Source organism: Allobosea sp. AAP35, from assembly GCF_001295925.1.
Lineage (GTDB): Bacteria > Pseudomonadota > Alphaproteobacteria > Rhizobiales > Beijerinckiaceae > Allobosea.
In genome coordinates, this window is record NZ_LJHQ01000006.1 from 1 (window position 1) to 17,788 (window position 17,788).

Annotated in this window: 22 protein-coding genes; 11 read left to right on the forward strand and 11 right to left on the reverse strand. The window is 66.1% G+C overall.

Annotated features, from left to right (window positions below):
• From IP69_RS03770 to IP69_RS03790, 5 genes are all read left to right on the forward strand, one after another.
• A partial coding sequence (locus tag IP69_RS03770; RefSeq protein WP_248306696.1) for a cytochrome c1 occupies positions 1–493 on the forward strand: 493 nt, incomplete at its 5' end.
• Between the two features lie 138 nt (positions 494–631).
• Complete coding sequence (locus tag IP69_RS03775; protein WP_054141493.1) at positions 632–1,510, forward strand: S-methyl-5'-thioadenosine phosphorylase; 879 nt, start codon at positions 632–634, stop codon at positions 1,508–1,510.
• Positions 1,511–1,515: 5 nt separating this feature from the next.
• Positions 1,516–2,043, forward strand: coding sequence for an adenine phosphoribosyltransferase (locus IP69_RS03780; RefSeq protein ID WP_054141561.1), 528 nt, complete (start codon positions 1,516–1,518; stop codon positions 2,041–2,043).
• A 12-nt stretch (positions 2,044–2,055) separates the two neighbouring features.
• Positions 2,056–3,165, forward strand: a complete 1,110-nt coding sequence (mtnA, locus tag IP69_RS03785) for an S-methyl-5-thioribose-1-phosphate isomerase (protein ID WP_054141494.1) — start codon at positions 2,056–2,058, stop codon at positions 3,163–3,165.
• The gene (locus tag IP69_RS03790; RefSeq protein WP_054141495.1) at positions 3,162–3,806 is read left to right on the forward strand and encodes a class II aldolase/adducin family protein; all 645 of its coding nucleotides are present in this window, start codon (positions 3,162–3,164) and stop codon (positions 3,804–3,806) included. The genes mtnA and IP69_RS03790 overlap by 4 nt, the downstream gene beginning before the upstream one ends.
• 11 nt (positions 3,807–3,817) lie before the next feature.
• On the opposite strand, the gene IP69_RS03795 is transcribed toward IP69_RS03790, so the two are convergent.
• The 4 genes from IP69_RS03795 to IP69_RS03810 all read right to left on the reverse strand — a co-directional run bounded on the left by IP69_RS03795 (position 3,818) and on the right by IP69_RS03810 (position 6,629).
• The gene (locus IP69_RS03795; RefSeq protein ID WP_054141496.1) at positions 3,818–4,843 is read right to left on the reverse strand and encodes a MaoC family dehydratase; all 1,026 of its coding nucleotides are present in this window, start codon (positions 4,841–4,843) and stop codon (positions 3,818–3,820) included.
• 14 nt (positions 4,844–4,857) lie between these two features.
• Entirely contained in the window at positions 4,858–5,955 is a 1,098-nt protein-coding gene (gene ychF, locus IP69_RS03800) for a redox-regulated ATPase YchF (RefSeq protein WP_054141497.1), read from the reverse strand.
• A gap of 9 nt (positions 5,956–5,964) precedes the next feature.
• Positions 5,965–6,330: a hypothetical protein gene (locus tag IP69_RS03805; protein WP_054141498.1), complete on the reverse strand. Its 366-nt coding sequence runs from the start codon at positions 6,328–6,330 to the stop codon at positions 5,965–5,967.
• 68 nt (positions 6,331–6,398) lie between these two features.
• Entirely contained in the window at positions 6,399–6,629 is a 231-nt protein-coding gene (locus IP69_RS03810; RefSeq protein ID WP_054141499.1) for a hypothetical protein, read from the reverse strand.
• A 146-nt stretch (positions 6,630–6,775) separates the two neighbouring features.
• On the opposite strand from IP69_RS03810, the gene IP69_RS03815 reads away from it, so the two are divergent.
• On the forward strand, positions 6,776–7,372 hold the full coding sequence (locus IP69_RS03815) for a DUF5666 domain-containing protein (protein ID WP_054141500.1): 597 nt from the start codon (positions 6,776–6,778) through the stop codon (positions 7,370–7,372).
• Between the two features lie 6 nt (positions 7,373–7,378).
• Here IP69_RS03815 and pth read toward each other — a convergent pair whose 3' ends face one another.
• The 7 genes from pth to IP69_RS03850 form a co-directional block, all read right to left on the reverse strand.
• Positions 7,379–7,993, reverse strand: coding sequence for an aminoacyl-tRNA hydrolase (pth, locus tag IP69_RS03820; RefSeq protein ID WP_054141501.1), 615 nt, complete (start codon positions 7,991–7,993; stop codon positions 7,379–7,381).
• Between the two features lie 96 nt (positions 7,994–8,089).
• Positions 8,090–8,704: a 50S ribosomal protein L25/general stress protein Ctc gene (locus IP69_RS03825; protein ID WP_054141502.1), complete on the reverse strand. Its 615-nt coding sequence runs from the start codon at positions 8,702–8,704 to the stop codon at positions 8,090–8,092.
• A gap of 146 nt (positions 8,705–8,850) precedes the next feature.
• On the reverse strand, positions 8,851–10,689 hold the full coding sequence (locus IP69_RS03830) for an EAL domain-containing protein (protein WP_197279660.1): 1,839 nt from the start codon (positions 10,687–10,689) through the stop codon (positions 8,851–8,853).
• Positions 10,690–10,853: 164 nt separating this feature from the next.
• Positions 10,854–11,417: a VUT family protein gene (locus tag IP69_RS03835; RefSeq protein ID WP_054141504.1), complete on the reverse strand. Its 564-nt coding sequence runs from the start codon at positions 11,415–11,417 to the stop codon at positions 10,854–10,856.
• Positions 11,407–12,135: a 7-cyano-7-deazaguanine synthase QueC gene (gene queC / locus IP69_RS03840; protein WP_054141505.1), complete on the reverse strand. Its 729-nt coding sequence runs from the start codon at positions 12,133–12,135 to the stop codon at positions 11,407–11,409. The genes IP69_RS03835 and queC overlap by 11 nt, the downstream gene beginning before the upstream one ends.
• A gap of 141 nt (positions 12,136–12,276) precedes the next feature.
• Entirely contained in the window at positions 12,277–13,221 is a 945-nt protein-coding gene (locus IP69_RS03845; RefSeq protein ID WP_054141506.1) for a ribose-phosphate pyrophosphokinase, read from the reverse strand.
• A gap of 213 nt (positions 13,222–13,434) precedes the next feature.
• Positions 13,435–14,034, reverse strand: coding sequence for a hypothetical protein (locus IP69_RS03850; protein WP_054141507.1), 600 nt, complete (start codon positions 14,032–14,034; stop codon positions 13,435–13,437).
• 228 nt (positions 14,035–14,262) lie between these two features.
• Here IP69_RS03850 and IP69_RS03855 point away from each other — a divergent pair, with 228 nt between their 5' ends.
• The 5 genes from IP69_RS03855 (at position 14,263) to IP69_RS03875 (ending at position 17,659) form a co-directional block, all read left to right on the forward strand.
• Positions 14,263–14,532, forward strand: a complete 270-nt coding sequence (locus IP69_RS03855; protein WP_054141508.1) for an accessory factor UbiK family protein — start codon at positions 14,263–14,265, stop codon at positions 14,530–14,532.
• A 319-nt stretch (positions 14,533–14,851) separates the two neighbouring features.
• Positions 14,852–15,358 carry a YbjN domain-containing protein gene (locus tag IP69_RS03860; protein ID WP_054141509.1) on the forward strand — a complete coding sequence of 169 codons (507 nt, stop codon included), beginning with the start codon at positions 14,852–14,854 and terminating at the stop codon, positions 15,356–15,358.
• 158 nt (positions 15,359–15,516) lie between these two features.
• Positions 15,517–16,353 carry a pyrroline-5-carboxylate reductase gene (gene proC / locus IP69_RS03865; protein ID WP_054141510.1) on the forward strand — a complete coding sequence of 279 codons (837 nt, stop codon included), beginning with the start codon at positions 15,517–15,519 and terminating at the stop codon, positions 16,351–16,353.
• 66 nt (positions 16,354–16,419) lie between these two features.
• Positions 16,420–17,169 (forward strand): hypothetical protein, encoded by a 750-nt coding sequence (locus IP69_RS03870; RefSeq protein WP_054141511.1) that lies wholly within the window; start codon positions 16,420–16,422, stop codon positions 17,167–17,169.
• 121 nt (positions 17,170–17,290) lie between these two features.
• A complete protein-coding gene (locus IP69_RS03875; RefSeq protein ID WP_248306697.1) occupies positions 17,291–17,659 on the forward strand; it encodes a tRNA-binding protein in 369 nt (122 codons plus the stop codon).
• The last annotated feature ends 129 nt before the right edge of the window (positions 17,660–17,788 follow it).

Sequence of the window (17,788 nt, forward strand, 5' to 3'; positions counted from 1 at the left end):
GGCGCGGGCTGCCAATGGCGGGGCCTACCCGCCCGATCTGTCGGTTCTGGCCAAGGCGCGGACCTATGAGCGCGGTTTCCCGCGCTTCATCTTCGATATCTTCACCCAGTACCAGGAGCAGGGTCCGGATTATATCGCCGCGCTGCTGACGGGATACAAGGATCCGCCGCCCGAGGGCGTCACCCTGCTGCCGGGTCAGTACTACAACACCTATATGCCCGGCCATCTCATCGCGATGCCGAACGTGCTCAACGATGGTCAGGTCGAGTTCCCCAAGGGGCCCGACGGCCAGGCGCAAGTGCCCGAGACGGCGGCGCAATACGCCAAGGACGTGACGGCCTTTCTGATGTGGGCCGCCGAGCCGCATCTCGAGGCCCGCAAGCGCACGGGCCTGCAGGTGATGCTGTTCCTGCTGATCTTCGGCGGGCTGCTTTACTACACCAAGAAGAAGGTCTGGTCGCGCATGCCCGACGGCACGCCGGCGCACCACTGATCCCAGACTGCTTCAGGAGAGAGCCCCGGAGACGGGGCTTTTTCGTTTTTCGTCCGCGATTGCGCCTGCCTCTGGCACGACGTGGCAAGACCGTCATACAAGGCTGGTTGCCTCACGCCTCTGGCTGGAGAATCATCCATGACCGCTGCCGTTCTGGGAATTATCGGTGGGTCAGGCATCTATGACCTGCCCGGGCTGACGGATCTGCGCGAGGAGGCGATTGCGAGCCCCTGGGGCGAGCCGTCCGACGTTCTGCGAATCGGCCGCATCGGGCAGACGAAGATCGTTTTCCTGCCTCGGCATGGTCGCGGCCACGCGATCCCGCCCTCCGAGATCAACTACCGCGCCAATATCGACGTGATGAAGCGCGCGGGGGTCACCGATCTCGTGTCGCTGTCGGCCTGCGGTTCCTACAAAGCCGAGCTCTATCCCGGGCTCTTCGTGCTGGTCGATCAGTTCGTCGATCGCACCAGCGGCCGGCAAAGCTCTTTCTTCGGCCGGGGCTGCGTTGCGCATGTCTCGCTCGCGCATCCCGTTGGACCGGCCCTGCAAAGGCGCATCGCCGAAGCCGCGACCGCGGAGGTCCTGCCCTTCGTGCGCGGCGGCACGTTGGTGACGATGGAGGGGCCGCAATTCTCGACCTATGCCGAATCGATGACCTACAAGACCCTCGGCTACGACCTGATCGGCATGACGGCGATGCCCGAGGCCAAGCTCGCCCGCGAGGCCGAGATCACCTACGCCACTGTCGCGATGGTCACCGACTACGATTGCTGGCACGAGGAGCATGGGCCGGTCGATGTCGCCTCCGTGGTCAAGGTGCTGCATGAGAACGCCGACAAGGCCAAGCGCCTGGTCGCCCGCCTCGCGAATGATTTCCCCGCACAGCGCATGCCCTGTCCTGCCGGTTCCCACAACGCGCTCGACAACGCCCTCATCACCGCGCCCGATGCGCGCGATCCCGCCCTGCTGGCCAAGCTCGATGCGGTGGCGGGGCGGGTCCTGAAAGCCTTGTGACGATCATGAACCTCGCCGACAGCATCCGCGCGATCCCGGACTATCCCAAGCCCGGTATCGTCTTTCGCGACATCACCACGCTTCTGGGCGATGCGCGCGCGTTCCGCCGGGCAGTGGACGAGTTGGTGCAGCCCTTTGCCGGTCTGAAGATCGACAAGATTGCCGGAATCGAGGCGCGCGGCTTCATCTTGGGCGGCGCGGTGGCGCATCAGCTTTCGGCCGGTTTCGTACCGGTGCGCAAGAAGGGCAAGCTGCCGCATGAGACGGTCAGCGTGACCTATGAGCTCGAATACGGCACGGACGAGATCGAGGTCCATAAGGATGCGGTGTCGCGAGGTGAACGCGTGCTGCTTGTGGACGATCTGATCGCCACCGGAGGCACGGCGGAGGGCGCCGTCAATCTGCTGTCGCAACTGGGTGCCGAAGTGGTTGCGGCCTGCTTCATCGTCGATCTGCCCGATCTCGGCGGCGCCGATCGAATCCGTCGGCTCGGCGTGCCGGTGCGCACACTGGTCGCGTTCGGCGGGCACTGAAGGCAGCTTGCTATGAAAATCCATGGTCAGGCCTACCGCACGATTTGGCTCGCGCCCGATGGCTGGCGCGTGACCGTCATCGACCAGACAAGGCTACCGTTCCGCTTCGAGACGGTGACGTTGTCGTCTGCCGAGGCGGCGGCCGAGGCGATCCGCTCCATGATCGTGCGCGGCGCGCCACTGATAGGGGCGACCGCCGCCTATGGGATGGCGCTGGCAATGCGGGTGGAGGCCTCAGACGAAGCGCTGGAGGCCGCGCTGTCGCTGCTCGGCGCGACCCGGCCGACCGCGGTCAACCTGCACTGGGCCCTGGCGCGGATGCGTGACCGCCTGGTGCCGCTGGCGCCGCAGGATCGGGCGCTTGCGGCTTATGCCGAAGCGGCCGCGCTCTGCGATGAGGATGTCGCGCTGTGCCGGGCCATCGGCGAGCATGGATTGGGGCTGATCCGGGAGGTCGCCGCGCGGCGGCCGGCTGGCCAAACCATCAACATCCTGACGCATTGCAATGCCGGCTGGCTGGCGACCGTCGACTGGGGCACGGCGCTGGCGCCGATCTATCTCGCCCATGATGCGGGCATCCCCGTGCATGTCTTTGTCGACGAGACGCGCCCGCGCAACCAGGGCGCGGCCCTGAGCGCCTATGAACTGGGCGCCCATGGCGTGCCGCACACCGTGATCACCGACAATGCCGGCGGCCATCTGATGCAGCGCGGCCAGGTGGATATGGTGATCGTCGGGACCGACCGGACGACCGCGACCGGCGATGTCGCCAACAAGATCGGGACCTATCTCAAGGCGCTCGCCGCCCATGACAACGGCGTGCCCTTCTATGTCGCGCTGCCCTCGCCGACCATCGACTGGAGCCTGTCGGACGGCTTGCGCGAGATCCCGATCGAGGAGCGCTCGGCCCGCGAGGTTACCCATCTCAGCGGGCTGGGGGAGGATGGCGAGGTAGCGACCTTCCGCGTCGTGGCTCCCGGCAGCGGTGCGGCCAACCCGGCCTTCGACGTCACGCCGGCACGCTTTGTCACCGGGCTGATCACGGAGCGCGGCGTCGCTGCTGCGTCGCGCGAGGGGCTGGCACGGTTGTTCCCCGACCTCGCACGCGCGGTGGCGGCATGACCGAGGCTTTGCTGCGTGCCGAGATCGTCGCGGTGGCCCAGGCGATCGACAAGGCCGGCTTCTGCCCCTCCAAATCCGGCAATGTCTCGGCACGGACGGAAAGCGGTTTCCTGATCACGCCGTCTGGCTTGCCCTATGCGCAGACGACGCCGGACGACCTGATCGCGCTTTCGCTCGAGGGTGTGGTGCTGTCGGGCACCCGCAAGCCCTCCTCGGAATGGCCTTTCCACGCGGCGATCTACCGGGCGCGAACCGAAGCGCAGGCGATCGTCCACACCCATTCGCCGCGCGCGACCGCGTTGTCCTCGACGCGGCGCGGCATTCCGGCGTTCCACTACATGATCGCGCTGTGCGGCGGGGCGGATATCCGCTGCGCCGACTACGCCACCTTTGGCACGCCGGAACTGGCGGAGAATGCGGTGCGGGGGCTCGAAGGGCGCAAGGCGGTGCTGCTGGCCAATCACGGCGTCATCGCGCTCGGCGGATCGCTGGCGGGCGCGCACCAGATCGTCGCCGAAGTCGAGAATCTTGCCGGGCAATATCTCGACATCCTCGCCTCGGGGCTGGAGCCCGTCATCCTGGATGCCGAAGAGATGGCGCGGGTCGGTGCGAAGTTCGCAGGTTACGGCAAGGTCGGCTGAGGCCAGCCGACTTAAGGCCGATTGCCAACCGGCCGCCGTTCGACGAAGACGCAGCCATCGAAGCTGAAGACCTGTTCGCCGTTTTGGTTGACGCCGGTGTTGCGGTGGAAGAACAGGCCCCATTGCGGGCGCGAGGCGCTGGCGCGCTTGTCGGTGACCTCGGAATGATAGGTGATGCGGTCTCCGGCGAAGACCGGACGCGTCCAGCGCAGGTTCTTGAATCCCGGCGAGGGCCCGAGGCGCGGCGCATGGCCTGGCCCGAAGGCGGCAAGCTCGCGCCGACGATGAGTGACCATGGTCGCCATCCAGACGGAAGCCGTATGCCAGCCAGAGGCTGCGAGCCGACCGAAGGACGAGGCCGCGGCGGCCGCCTCGTCCATGTGGAAGGGCTGCGGATCGAAGGCGCGCGCGAAGGCGATGATCTCGTCAGCCGTGAAGACGGTGCTGCCGAGCTCGAAGCGGTCGCCGATGGCGATGTCCTCGAAGAAGCGGGCGGCCTCCGTCGGGGCCGCTGGCGGCTCGATCGGGGAGGGGGAGGCCGGCGGCACGTAGCGGGCTGGATGGCTGAGCCAGTCGCCGGCCGGCTGCAGGGCCGCTATGCCGCGCCGGCCGAACATGATCCAGTTCGTCTGCTCCAGCACCAGCTCGTCGCGCTGGTTGAGGAGTTCGAGCCTGAAGCGCACCAGCCCCATTTCTGGGCGCGAGCGGGAGGGCTTGGCCTCGATGGCCGTGCGGCGGCCATGCAGCATGTCGCCGGGCTGAACCGGGCGCTGCCATTTGACCTCCTCGATGCCGGGCGCGCCCATGCCCGAGGAGTTGAGCAGGAAGCTCTCCGCCATCAGCCGCATCAGCAGCGAACAGCTATGCCAGCCCGAACCGATCAGCGTGCCGACAAAGCTCTCTGCCGCCTTCTCGGGATCGACATGGAAGTCCTGCGCATCGAAGCGCGAGGCGAAGGCGATGATGTCACCTTGCGAAACCGCGATGCTGCCGGTCGAAACGGTTTCGCCGACGATGAAGTCCTCGAAATACAGCATCGCCGTCCGGGCCGTCAGTTCGCGAAGCGGAAATGCAGCACGTCGCCATCGGCGACGACGTATTCCTTGCCTTCGAGCCGGAATTTGCCGGCCTCGCGCGCGCCGCTTTCGCCCTTGTTGGTGATGTAGTCGTCAAAGGCGATGGTTTCGGCGCGGATATAGCCCTTTTCGAAATCGCTGTGGATCACGCCGGCAGCGGCTGGGCCCTTGGTGCCCTTCTCGATCGTCCAGGCGCGGGCCTCCTTGGGGCCGACGGTGAAATAGGTGACGAGGTCGAGCAGGGTGTAGCCCGCGCGGATGACGCGGTTCAGACCCGGCTCCTCCAGCCCGACGGCCTCGAGATAATCCTTCTGGTCGGCGGCGGGCAGCACCGCGATCTCGCTCTCGATCTTGGCCGAGACGACGACCGCGACCGCGTTCTCTTCCGCCGCGCGGGCCTTCACGGCCTCGGAAAAGGAATTGCCCTTGTCGGCGGCTGCCTCCTCGACATTGCAGACATAGAGCACCGGCTTGGAGGAGAGCAGGCCGAGCGTCTCGAAGGTCTTGCGCTCGTCGGCCGCGACCTGGACGAGCCGGGCCGGCTTGCCCTCGCGCAGCAGCACGAGGCAGCGGTTCATCAGATCGGCGAGTTCCTTGGCGTCCTTGTCGCCGGTCTTGGCCTTCTTCTCCAGCGGCTGCACGCGCTTCTCGAGGCTTTCGAGGTCGGCCAGCATCAACTCCGTCTCGATGATCTCGATGTCGTTAATCGGCGCGACCTTGCCCTCGACATGGGTAATGTCGCCATCCTCGAAGCAGCGCACGACATGGGCGATGGCGTCGCATTCGCGGATATTGGCGAGGAACTGGTTGCCCAGCCCTTCGCCCTTGGAGGCGCCGCGCACCAGCCCGGCGATATCGACGAAGGTCAGCCGCGTCGGGATGATCTCCTTCGAGCCCGCGATCGCGGCGAGCTTCTCCAGCCGCGGATCAGGCACCGCGACGTCGCCGACATTGGGCTCGATCGTGCAGAACGGGTAATTGGCCGCCTGGGCGGCCGCCGTCTGCGTCAGCGCGTTGAACAGGGTCGACTTGCCGACATTCGGCAGGCCGACGATACCGCATTTGAAACCCATGGTGGTCTTTCAGTTCTTCAAGACAAGATCTGCTGGCGTGCAGCGGAACGGGTTGATGATGGTGAGCCCGCGGAAATTCGCCCGGTCGCTCATATCCTCACTGAGAAAATAGCGACAGCCCGCATTGCTCGCGGCGGCTATGAGCAGACAGTCGAACCACTGGTAGCCAAGCGCGCCACGGACATCCCAAGCCAGTGCAGTATCCTGGCCGGTGATGGCAGCGTCGCCATAGGCCATCATCGAATCGACTTCGTGCCGGATCGCGCTGAGCGGGCGATGAGCGTCATTCTTGAGCATCCACCGCGCGAGTTCGTTGAGAACCTGCAAGTTCACCGTCAGACTCTGGTTGTCCGCCAAGGCTTCCAGCCACGCCAAGGCTGCGATCCGCTTGCCGTCGGCCTTCAGGTCGCGCGTAAATCAGCACGTTGCTATCGACGAAGACCCTATGGGTCATAAATCTGATCGCGGGTCGGAGCGTTGCCATCAGCATCCGTCAGGTCGAGCAGGGGGCCAGACAAGAACGCCGCCAATGCCGCGCGCTTGTCGCCGGGACGGCCGACACGCTCCTCGGCGAGTTCGGTCAGATATCTCGACACGCTTTTTCCCGAGCTCGCAGCTGCGATGCGAACCTTCGTCAGTGTCTGCTCAGGCATTGTGATCGTGACATTCTTCACAGCAGCACCTCTGGCGCAGATATCGTGTTTCCGTGTTTTCGTGTCAATTGTGCTGGGCGTCGATGGTCACGCGAACGTGCGTGGTCGCCCAATTGTTCGAGGCGCAGGAATCGCCGGCGACCTCTTTGTATGATGGACGACGTCTCATGCGTGCTTTCGCCACCGCTCTGGTCATCCTCGGCCTTACCGCGACCGCCTCCGCCCAGTCACCGACGACACGAATCCGCGGTGAGATCGAAAAGACTGAGGGCAACACGCTGATGGTCAAGACGCTCGAAGGCGGCTCGGCAAACGTTGCGCTCACACCAGGATTTGCGGTCGGCGGTATCGTCAAGGCGACGACGGCCGACATCAAGAAGGGCAGCTTTATCGGCGTCGGCGCTCGGCCCCAGCCGGATGGATCGCTGCTGGCGGTGCAGGTCTTCATCTTCCCCGAGTCAATGCGCGGCGCGGGCGAGGGGCACCGCCCCTGGGGCGTGCTGCCGGATTCGACGATGACGAACGCCACGGTCGCCGAGACGGTCTCGCGTGTCGATGGCGCCAACATCATGCTGACCTATCCCGGCGGCGAGCAGAAGGTGGCGATCACGCCGGATGCCAACATCATCGTGGCGGCGCCGGCTCACGCCTCCGAACTCGTCGCGGGCGCACAGGTTGCGATGACGGCGACCAAGCAGGCCGATGGCAGCTTGACGGCGAGCCGCGTCACCATTGCCAGGCCCGGAACACAACTGCCCTACTGAGCGGGCTCAGTCCTGGGTCTTCTCACCCAGCCGCTTCACGGCGCCATGCCCACGCGCATCCATGAACAGATGGACCTTGTTCTGGAAGCCGGCATCGTCATGGGCGGCGAGCAAGGCTGCATTGTCGGCGCAGGCGGTACAGAGATCCTCGACCCAGTTCTGCTCGGCCTTGCCGAAATCGTTCAGCACATAGGCATGGACGAGTTCCTTCAGGCCGGGATGGCCGATGCCCATCCGCACGCGGCGATAGTCGTTGCCGATCGCGGCCGTGGTCGAGCGCAGGCCGTTATGGCCGGCGTTGCCGCCGCCGAGTTTGATGCGCAGTTTTGCGGGAGCAAGGTCGAGTTCGTCATGGAAGACGATGACATCGGCGGGCTCGACCTTGAAGAAGCGGGCCGCCTCGCCGATCGAGCGGCCCGACTCGTTCATGTAGGTCTGCGGCTTGAGCAGGACGACTTTCTCAGCCCCGATCGTCGCCTCGCTGGCCTGGGCCTGGAAGCGCGAACGCCACGGCGAAGCGCGATGGACGCGCGCGATCTCGTCGAGTGCCATGAAGCCGATATTGTGTCGGTTTCCGGCATAGCGGGAGCCCGGATTGCCCAGCCCTGCGAAGATCAGCATGTCGGTTCAACCGCCTCATAGCAAAACGGCCGGGAAATCCCGGCCGTCTGCGTTGTATTAATCCAGCAATTTTGTCGATCAAGCCTTGGGCTTGGCCTAGGCGGCCGGGGCGGCCTCGGTGCCCTCGGCGGTCTCATCGACCTCCTCGGCCATCGGCGGGACGATGGTGACGATGGTGGCGTCCGATCCGATCGCGAGCTTGGCGCCCTTGGGCAGCTTGATCACGCTGGCCTCGAGCGAATCGCCGATCTCCAGGCCCGCAACCGAGACCTCGAAGGCTTCCGGGATGTTCTCGGGCTCGACGGTGATTTCGAGCGAATGCTCGACGATCTGCACCGCGCCGCCGTTCTTGACGCCGGGGCTGGCGTCCTGATCGATGACGTGGATCGGAATTTCGACCGTCACGGTCTGGCCCGCGGCGACGCGCAGGAAGTCGACATGGATCGGGAAATCCTTGACCGGATCGAGCTGGTAGTCGCGCGGGATGACCCGCTGCTTCTTGCCGTCGACGCTGATTTCGAACAGCGTGGTCAGGAAGTGGCCGCCATAGATCATCAGGCGGGTCTTGTTGGCGTCGAGCGCGATCGCTTCGGGAGCGGCGCCGCCCCCATAGATCACGGCGGGTGTCAGGCCTTGACGACGAACTGCACGGGCGGCCCCCTTGCCGACCTGTGCGCGCGCCGAAGCCTCGATTTGCTTCACGGCGGTCATGGTTTTAGTCCTTGCTTCAAATGACAAGGCCGCCTGCTGGCGGCCTCTGTGTGGTTCAGCGCGCGTGCCTCCAAGGGTGTCAGTCGAGCGCTGGCAGTGCCATAGGCGAAAAGCCGCCCGATCTCAAGCCCGCAGCCAGCCGGCCCTCAGGCTGCGGTTGCGACCGGACCAGGCTGCGCCTGTGTCTCGCTGTCGGCTTTCTGGCCGAAACGCTGGATCAATCCGCTGACAATTCCCGCCGGCATCGCCTGAGCATAGAGATAGCCCTGACCCAGCCGGCAGCCCATCACCTGAAGCCACTGCGCCTGCTCCGGGGTCTCGATACCCTCGGCAATGATCTTCATGCCCAGCCGATTGGCGATGACGACCATCGCCTCGACGATGACGCTGCTCTTGGCGCTGCTTTGTGCCGCGGCGATGAAAGAGCGGTCGATCTTGATGATATTGACCGGAAAATCCAGGAGATGGGTCAGCGAGGCGAAGCCGGTGCCGAAATCGTCGAGTGCCACGCGGATGCCGCGTTCGCGCAGCGCCTCGATGGTCCGTGCGACCCCGTCCTTGCGGCCGCCCATGAAAACCCGCTCTGTGATTTCGATGACGAGGTGCTTGGGCGCGACGCCGGCCCGGTCCATCGCCTTGACGATGCGCTGGACGAGATCGCCCTTTTCGAAATCGGCGGAGGTGACGTTGAGGCCGACATGCTGGAAATGGATGCCGGCGCGTTGCCATGCCGCCATGTCGGTGGCGACGGCGCCGAGCATCTGCCCCGTGATCCGGTGGGCGACCTTGGGATCGAGCATTGCCTCCTGAAATTCACTGGCCGAGACGATCCTGCCGTCCGGCAGTCGCATGCGGGCGAGCGCCTCGATGCCGACGATCTCGTTGGTGTCGATCCGGACGACCGGCTGATAATAGGGAACAAGGCGCCCGTCCGTTAAAGCCAGATCGACGTCGCGCCTTGTCTGCAGGCGCCGGGTCATCGAGGTGCGCAGGCCTTGCTTGAAGCGAACATAGCCGCCACGCTTGGTTTCCTTGGCGTGATACAAGGCGAAATCGGCGTTTTGCCTGAGCGTGACGCTGTCATGTCCGTCCTCGCCGCCCAGCGCAGCGCCAATCGTGACGCTGGGGATGATGCCGTGACCTTCGTGATCGAGCACGGCGGGCATCGCCGCAATGATGGCGGCGGCGACCATTCGCATCTGGACGGCCCGGGTGCTCTGGGGGAGAAGCACCGCGAACTCGTCGCCCCCGATCCGGAAGGCGGTTGCCTCGCCGATCACGGACTGGATCCTCGTCCCGACCGCCGCGATCAGCGCATCGCCTGCGGCATGTCCCATGGTGTCGTTGACGGTCTTGAGGTGATCGATATCGATCAGCATCAGCCCGTAATCCAGCGGGGGAGCCGACGTTGCCCGCATGATGGCGTCGTTGAAGCTGACGCGGTTCGGCAGCCCCGTCAGCGTGTCGTAATAGGCGAGCCTGAGGTTCCTGGACTGCACCTCCTCATGTTCGATCGCGATCGCGCAGAGATGGACGCAGGTGGCGACGATTTGGCGTTCGAGATCGTTGGGCCCGCGTGGCTGGTCGTAATAGAAGGCGAAACTGCCGATCACGCGACCATCGCGCGCATTGATCGGGCTCGACCAGCAGGCACGCAGACCATGCGCGAGACATCCCTGCGCCACACCGTTCCAAAGCGGGTCCGTCGCGATATCGGATACGCCGACGGGTGCCCCGCGAAAAATCGCTGTGCCGCATGATCCGACCGCCGGGCCGATGGGCACACCGCTGATCGCTGCCGCGCAATCTGCAGGCAGGCTTGGTCCGGCCAGTGGTTGCAGACAGTGCTGCGCATCGACGGTCACCACGGAGCATGTCACGCCCGGCGCGATCGCTTCGACACGCAGGCAGAGACGATTCATGATCGCATGCAGCGCCTCGCCCTGTGCGATCGCCTCTAGCGTTTCGTTCTGTAGGTGTTGCAAGCGCTTGGCCGCACGCATCACACGCATTTGGAAACCCGGTCTGACCATGCGGCAAGCTATGTCAGGGCTGCGTGAAAGCGCGGTTTCGGCGATCCATCAAATTGTCGGCAACGACTGTCCGAATGCGGCCCTGCCCGTCAGCGGGGGCTGTCGCGCTGGTGGTCTCAGGCTGCCGCCAGCCCGAGGCGCTCGTCGCGACGGCGCAGCAGATGCATCAGCGGCAACGCCAGCAGCACCATCCAGGCCTTGCCGATGATCTGCCCGCTGAGGAAATCCAGGCTGCCGAAGGCGAGCTGCAGGAAGACGATGCTGTCGACCACGAGGCCGACCAGGCTCGATGCGATTACGGCCGTGACGAAGCGGCGCTTCTGAAGGGGTGTATAGACCGCGAAATCGGCAAGTTCCGATACAAGGAAAGCCGCGACCGAGGCGACGACGATGGCTGGCGGTGCCAGGAAGCCCGAGATTGCGGCACCGACCGCTATCGCGCCCAGCGCCGCCGGCGCGCCAAGGCGACGCTGGACGATGTCGCGCAGCACCAGCGCGAGACCGATCATCAGCACGCCGCTGGGGGCCTTGATGCCGGGCCAGACCGGCACGAGGCAGGGTCCGCCGGGAACGCAGAGCGTGCCGGCATTGCCGATCAGCCAGTTGGCAACGGGAATCGTCAGGGTGAACAGGGCAAGGGCCAGGAGCCCTTCGACCCGGCGCTGCCGGTCAAGTGTCATGGGACGGTCCGCTGTCGTCGGGAGAGATCAGATAGGCGGTGTAGCCTTTGGCGCGCAGATCGCAAGCCGGGCAATGGCCGCAGCCATAGCCCCAGTCGTGGCGCGTCGAACGGTCTCCGAGATAGCAGCTATGGCTGTCCGCGATGACGAGATCGAGCAGGGGCTCGCCACCCAACGCCCTGGCGAGCGCGAAGGTCTGCGCCTTGTCGCGCCACATCAAGGGAGTGTGCAGCACGAGGCGGCGATCGAGGCCCAGGCCCAGCGCGACCTGCATTGCCTTGATGGTGTCATCGCGGCAGTCGGGATAGCCCGAGTAATCGGTCTCGCACACACCCAGCACGATGTGCCTGGCATTGCGGCGATAGGCGAGCGCGGCGGCAAAGGTCAGGAAGATCAGGTTGCGACCGGGCACGAAGGTGGTCGGCAGGCCGGTTTCGGCGAAGGCAATCTCGGTGTCGCGGGTGAGCGCGGTCTCGGAGATCGCGCCCAGCGCGGCGAGATCGACGAGATGGTCGGGACCGAGGCGCCGCGCGTAGATCGGCGAGAGCGTCGGCAGCCGGTCGCGGATCACTGTCCGGCAGTTCAGTTCGACGCGATGGCGCTGGCCATAGTCGAAGCCGACTGTCTCGACTTCATCGAAGCGTTCGAGCGCCCAGGCGAGCGCAACGGTCGAATCCTGGCCGCCGGAGAACAGCACGAGGGCGCGTGAGGCGGTCATTCGCGTTCTCCTCAGCCCTCATCCTGACAAGCGGCCTTCAGGCCGCGTGTCGCAGGATGGTCCAGAGCGCGCTGAAGCATCCTTCGAGACGCCGCTTCGCGGCTCCTCAGGATGAGGGCTGTGAGAAACGCCGACACTTCGTCAGTCGAACAGGCTGGAGACGCTGGTTTCCTGCGCGGTGCGCTCGATCGCCTCGCCCATCAGTTGCGCGATCGAGATCACGCGGATGTTGCGCGCGACCTTCACGGCTTCCGTCGGCATGATCGAATCGGTGATCACCAGTTCCTTGAGCTTGGAATTGGCGATGCGCGCCACGGCGCCGCCCGAGAGCACGCCATGGGTGATGTAGGCGTAGACCTCGAGCGCGCCCTGGGCGAGCAGCGCCTCGGCGGCGTTGACCAGGGTGCCGCCGGAATCGACGATATCGTCGAGCAGGATGCAGGAGCGCCCCTCGACCGAGCCGATGATGTTCATCACCTCGGATTCGCCGGGCCGGTCGCGGCGCTTGTCGACGATGGCGAGCGAGGCGTCGATCCGCTTGGCCAGTGCCCGGGCGCGCACCACGCCGCCGACGTCCGGCGAGACGACCATGGCGTTCTTCCAGTCGAGCCGCTCCTTGATGTCGCGCGACATCAGCGGGGCGCCGAACAAATTATCGGTGGGGATATCGAAGAAGCCCTGGATCTGGCCGGCATGCAGGTCGAGCGTCAGGACGCGGTCGACGCCGGCATGGGTGATCAGGTTGGCGACGAGCTTGGCCGAGATTGGCGTACGGCCCGAGGCGCGCCGATCCTGCCGCGCATAGCCGAAATAGGGGATCACCGCCGTGATGCGGCGCGCGGAGGAGCGGCGCAGCGCATCGGTGATGATCAGCAGTTCCATCAGGTGATCGTTCGTCGGGAACGAGGTCGACTGGATGATGAAGACATCCTGGCCGCGCACATTCTCCTGGATCTCGACGAAGACCTCCATGTCGGCGAAGCGCCGCACGGACGCCTTGGCGAGCGGAATGCCGAGATGGGCGCAGATCGCTTCCGCGAGCGGCCGGTTGGAATTGCCGGCGACGACTTTAAACGAAGAAGGCATGCCGTAACGCACCGTTGAATCTGGGCGGGGGCGGGCCTGCACGAAGCCGGCTCGGTTCGCACGGCTCTTAACAGCGGTGTGACAGCGAGTCGACCGCTGCACTGCGAAAGCCGTGTGGAATGGTTGCCAGTTCGCCACGGCGGATGGCGATGCTCCCGAGCAATAAGGGGGCGAGGTGAGCAACGGCCCCGGTCGGGGCCGCCGGGCTCCGCTCTAAAGCTTCTTGCCGGCCGGCGCTGCGGCGGTTCGCGCGATGGCGTTGGGCTTGCCACCGACTGCCGATGCGCTCGCGGCGGGCGCGTTTGCCGCCTTGCTCTTGTCGGCCGGCAGAACCGCTTCAACGGCCGGCGTCGTCACCAGGAAGCTCGCGATCGCATCCATCGATTCGGCGGCCGCCTTGGCGACGATGGTCTGGTCGATGCCCGACCACGGATCGGAGGTGCCGCCACGGCGGCCGAGGCTTTCGCCCTGGACGCGCTGGGCCCGCTTCTTGGTCTCGTCATAGACGTCCCAGACGAAGGCAAGCGAGGTCTGGCCGTCCTCGGTCGGCTGGGCGGTGAGATAGCCGCGAACCCGGAAGCGGGCCGGCTTGTCGCCGGGGACGATCTCCATGCGCCGCTCGGCGGCGGCTTCGCCCAGCAACCCGGCAAAGCGGGTCGTCACTGCATCGGGGGCACCCGAAATGCTCTGCACGGAAACGGGCACGCCCGGCGCATCGACGCGGGGTCGCGCGGCGGAGGTGGTTTCCTGGCAACCGGCGAGCGCCAGCGCCAAGGCCGGCCCCAGGACGAGGCCGCTCAAACGATCGATCATGACGCCTCCCGCTTGTCTTTGCGCGTACGGGTTGGAGTGCTCTGGATAGTCCCTGCGCCGTCTTTCTAGGCTCTGGCGCGCGCCAGGTCCAGATCGCGTGCCAAGCTCTCGGCGATGGCCCCTTTCGACGGCCGATCGGGCGCGGCCGCGCGCCGCGATTGCGGCAAGGCGCATCCTCGCCCATATATCGGCTCATACGGGTTTCGACGCCCGCGATCGGAGAATCCCATGGTCACGACCAGCAGCCGCATCCTCGACGACATCGCCCGTCTCGCCACCGATGCCGCAGGCGCCGCCCAGGGCGTGCGCCGCGAGGTCGAGACCGTCGTGAAGACCCAGATCGAGCGCCTGCTGCGCGATCTCGACGTGGTCACGCGCGAGGAGTTCGAGGCCGTCCGCGAGATGGCGCTTCTCGCCCGCGAGGAAAACGACAAGCTCGGCGAGCGCCTTGCCAGGCTCGAAGCCGGCCAGACCAAGTCTGCCGAACCGAACGCCTGAGGCGAGCGGCTCCGACAGCATCCCTCCCAATCGCGCATCCACAGCCATGTGCTGTGGACAGGCCCCGGCAGGGATTGAGCCTGCCCCCGAATCCGCCGAGCGTCACATCGTGTTGGGAGTGTCACACGCCCTGCGCTAACGTCGGTGGAGAAATTGATTCGTCGGTCCAGCCTCTTAGGGGGCCATCGGCGATATGTGGTGCCCGGTTCGGTGGGCATTGCGACTGTGGGTTGCGTCCTTCAGATTTCCCGTCGCCGTGTTCCCGTTCTCGAACGCGCCGGGCCGCATCACGCGGTCCCCGGCAGTTGGACCCAAGGGCATGATGGATCTCGACCTGGATGCCGAGCTTGAGCGGCCCTCCAACCCTCTCGACTTGATCGAACGACTGGCCGCCCTCAACAATTGGAGCTTCGACCGCGACAGCGACGACGAATTGTCGGTTTCCGTCTCCGGCGGCTGGTCGGACTACCACGTCGCCATCACCTGGCTGGAGGAGGTCGAGGCGATCCATATCGCCTGCGCCTTCGACCTCAAGGTGCCCGACCGGCGGCGCGGCGAGGTGCTGCAACTGGTCAGCCTCGTCAACGAGCAGCTGTGGCTCGGGCATTTCGACCTGTGGAGCTCGGAAAGCGTGGTGATGTATCGCCATGCGCTGCTGCTGTCGGGCGGGGCGGAGCCGACCGACGAGCAGGCCGCCGCGCTGATCAAGGCCGCGATCGATGCCTGCGAGCGCTATTTCCAGGCGTTCCAGTTCGTCGTCTGGGCCGGCAAGACCGCCAAGGAAGGCCTCGAGGGCGCGATGCTGGAGACGGTCGGCGAGGCGTGAGTTTCGCGGGTCGCCATGCCCGGGCTTGACCCGGGCTGAGGCACAGCACGTCATGGTCGGGCTTGACCCGACCCTCTCCAACCGGAGACTTCTGGTCATGAGATTCTCGGGGCGAGCCCGAGAATGACGTCCGTCCCCGAGAGCCGTGAGAATCCGTCATGTCCAGCCCGAGCCCCTCCAGCCCCCTGCCGCAATCGCTCGTCCTTCTCGGTGCCGGCAAGATGGGCGGTGCGATGCTGGAGGGCTGGCTTCGGATCGGCATGGATCCGGCCGGCATCACCCTGATCGATCCTCATCCCTCCGACGACATGGTCGGGCTTGCCGCCGCCAAAGGCATGGCGCTCAATCCCGGTCCCGGCTCGGTGGGTGACGTCGATGTCCTCGTGCTGGCGACCAAGCCGCAGATGCTCGATACCGCCGCGCCGGCGGTGCAGGCCCTGATCAGGCCGCAGACGCTGCTGATCTCGATCCTCGCCGGCAAGACGCTGGGCGATCTTTCCGCCCGTCTGCCCAATGCGACCGCGATGATCCGCGCGATGCCCAACCTGCCGGCCTCCGTCCAGCGCGGCGCCACGGCGGCGGCTGCCGGGTCCGGCGTAACAGCCGCCCAGAGGGCGATGGCGGATGCGCTTCTGGCCAGCATCGGCATCGTCGAATGGCTCGACGACGAAAGCCTGATCGATGCGGTCACCGCCGTTTCCGGCTCGGGGCCGGCCTACGTCTTCCATCTGGTCGAGTGCCTGGCGGCGGCGGGCAAGGCGGCCGGGCTGCCCGACGTCATTGCCGAGCGGCTGGCGCGGGCGACGATCGAGGGCGCGGGCGAGATGCTGCATCAGTCGTCGCTGTCGCCCGCGACCCTGCGCCAGAATGTGACCTCGCCCGCCGGCACGACGGCGGCCGGGCTGGAGGTCCTGATGGCGGAAGGCGGGCTCGCGCCCCTGATGGTCGCAACCGTGGCTGCCGCCAAACGTCGCGCCGGGGAGCTTTCGGGCTGAACGGCCTTTCCGGGGCCGCGATCGCGGCCTATCTTCAATTCGTCTGCGTCTCGAAGGAGCTCTCCCATGACCAGCGAAACCGTTTCCTCCGACTTCGGCGCTGCGGCCGCCGCGACGCCTCCCACCGATCCGCGCAAGCAGGCCGTCGAGGCCCTGATGCGTCTGGCGGCCAGCCGGCGCTGGGACGAGATCGAGCTCGGCGACATCGCGACCGAGGCCGGGCTGTCGCTCGCCAAGCTGCGCGGGCTGTTTCCGTCAAAGCTCGCGATGCTGGGCGGCCTGACCCGCATCGTCGACGATGCGATGCTGGCGGACATCTCGGACGACCTTGCCGCCGAGCCGGCGCGCGAACGCCTGTTCGATCTCGTGATGCGCCGCCTCGATGCGCTGGCGCCCTACAAAGCGGGCTTGCGCAGGATCGCTCCGGAGATCCGCCGCGACCCGCTGACGATGGCGGCGCTTAACCGCGGTGCGGTCAATTCCTGGCGCTACCTTCTCGCCTCTGCCGGCATTCCCACCGAAGATGCGCTGGGGCATCTGCGGGTCCAGGGCGCCGTGCTTTTGATGGCGCGCGTGTCCGAGGTCTGGCTCGATGATGACGAGCCCGATCTTTCGCGCACCATGGCGCGGCTCGATCGCGAGTTGAAGACGGCCGGTGCCATCATGGCGCGCGCCGAGGATGTGCATCGCCTGACCGCACCGCTGCGGGGGCTGGCGCGGGCGATGTGCTCGGGCCGTCGCCCCAGCGTGCGCCGGCGCGAGCGCAGCGACGAAAGCCTGCGTCGCGAAGGCGAGGATTACGCACCCGCGATCTGACGGCGGCGTGCTCTGCCGGTTGCGGCAGGGCGAGGCGGCGGCCAATGTCTGTGGGCCCGACCCGGCGCTGACGATATCAGGCGGCGGGTCCTGGGACCGTTGATGAAGGAGGGTCACCGCCTTGAGCGCTCCAGACGATCTGCCATTGCCTGCCGCCCAGATCGGCTTCGGCGATTTCCTCAAGGTCGATATCCGTGTCGGCACCATCGTCGAGGCCGGGCCCTATCCGGAAGCGCGCAAGCCCGCAATCAAGCTGGTGATCGATTTCGGCGGTGAGATCGGCCTGAAGAAATCCTCGGCGCAGATCACGAAGCACTATGCCTGCGAGGACCTGCCCGGCCGGCAGGTGCTGGCCGTGGTGAACTTCCCGCCGCGCCAGATCGGCAAGTTCATGTCGGAGGTGCTGACGCTTGGCGTGCCCGACGCGGACGGCGAGGTCGTGCTGATCGGGCCGGGGTTGGATGTGCCGAAGGGTGGGCGGGTGTATTAGGCTGCCGCGACCGCGTCAGGGATGGCCGTCGGCATGTCAGCTTCCGACCCGTTGCGGACTGTCAATCTGACTGCATCTCGCGCCGCGCTCATAATGCGATCGAGCGAGACTGAAGGCAGCAACCCGGCG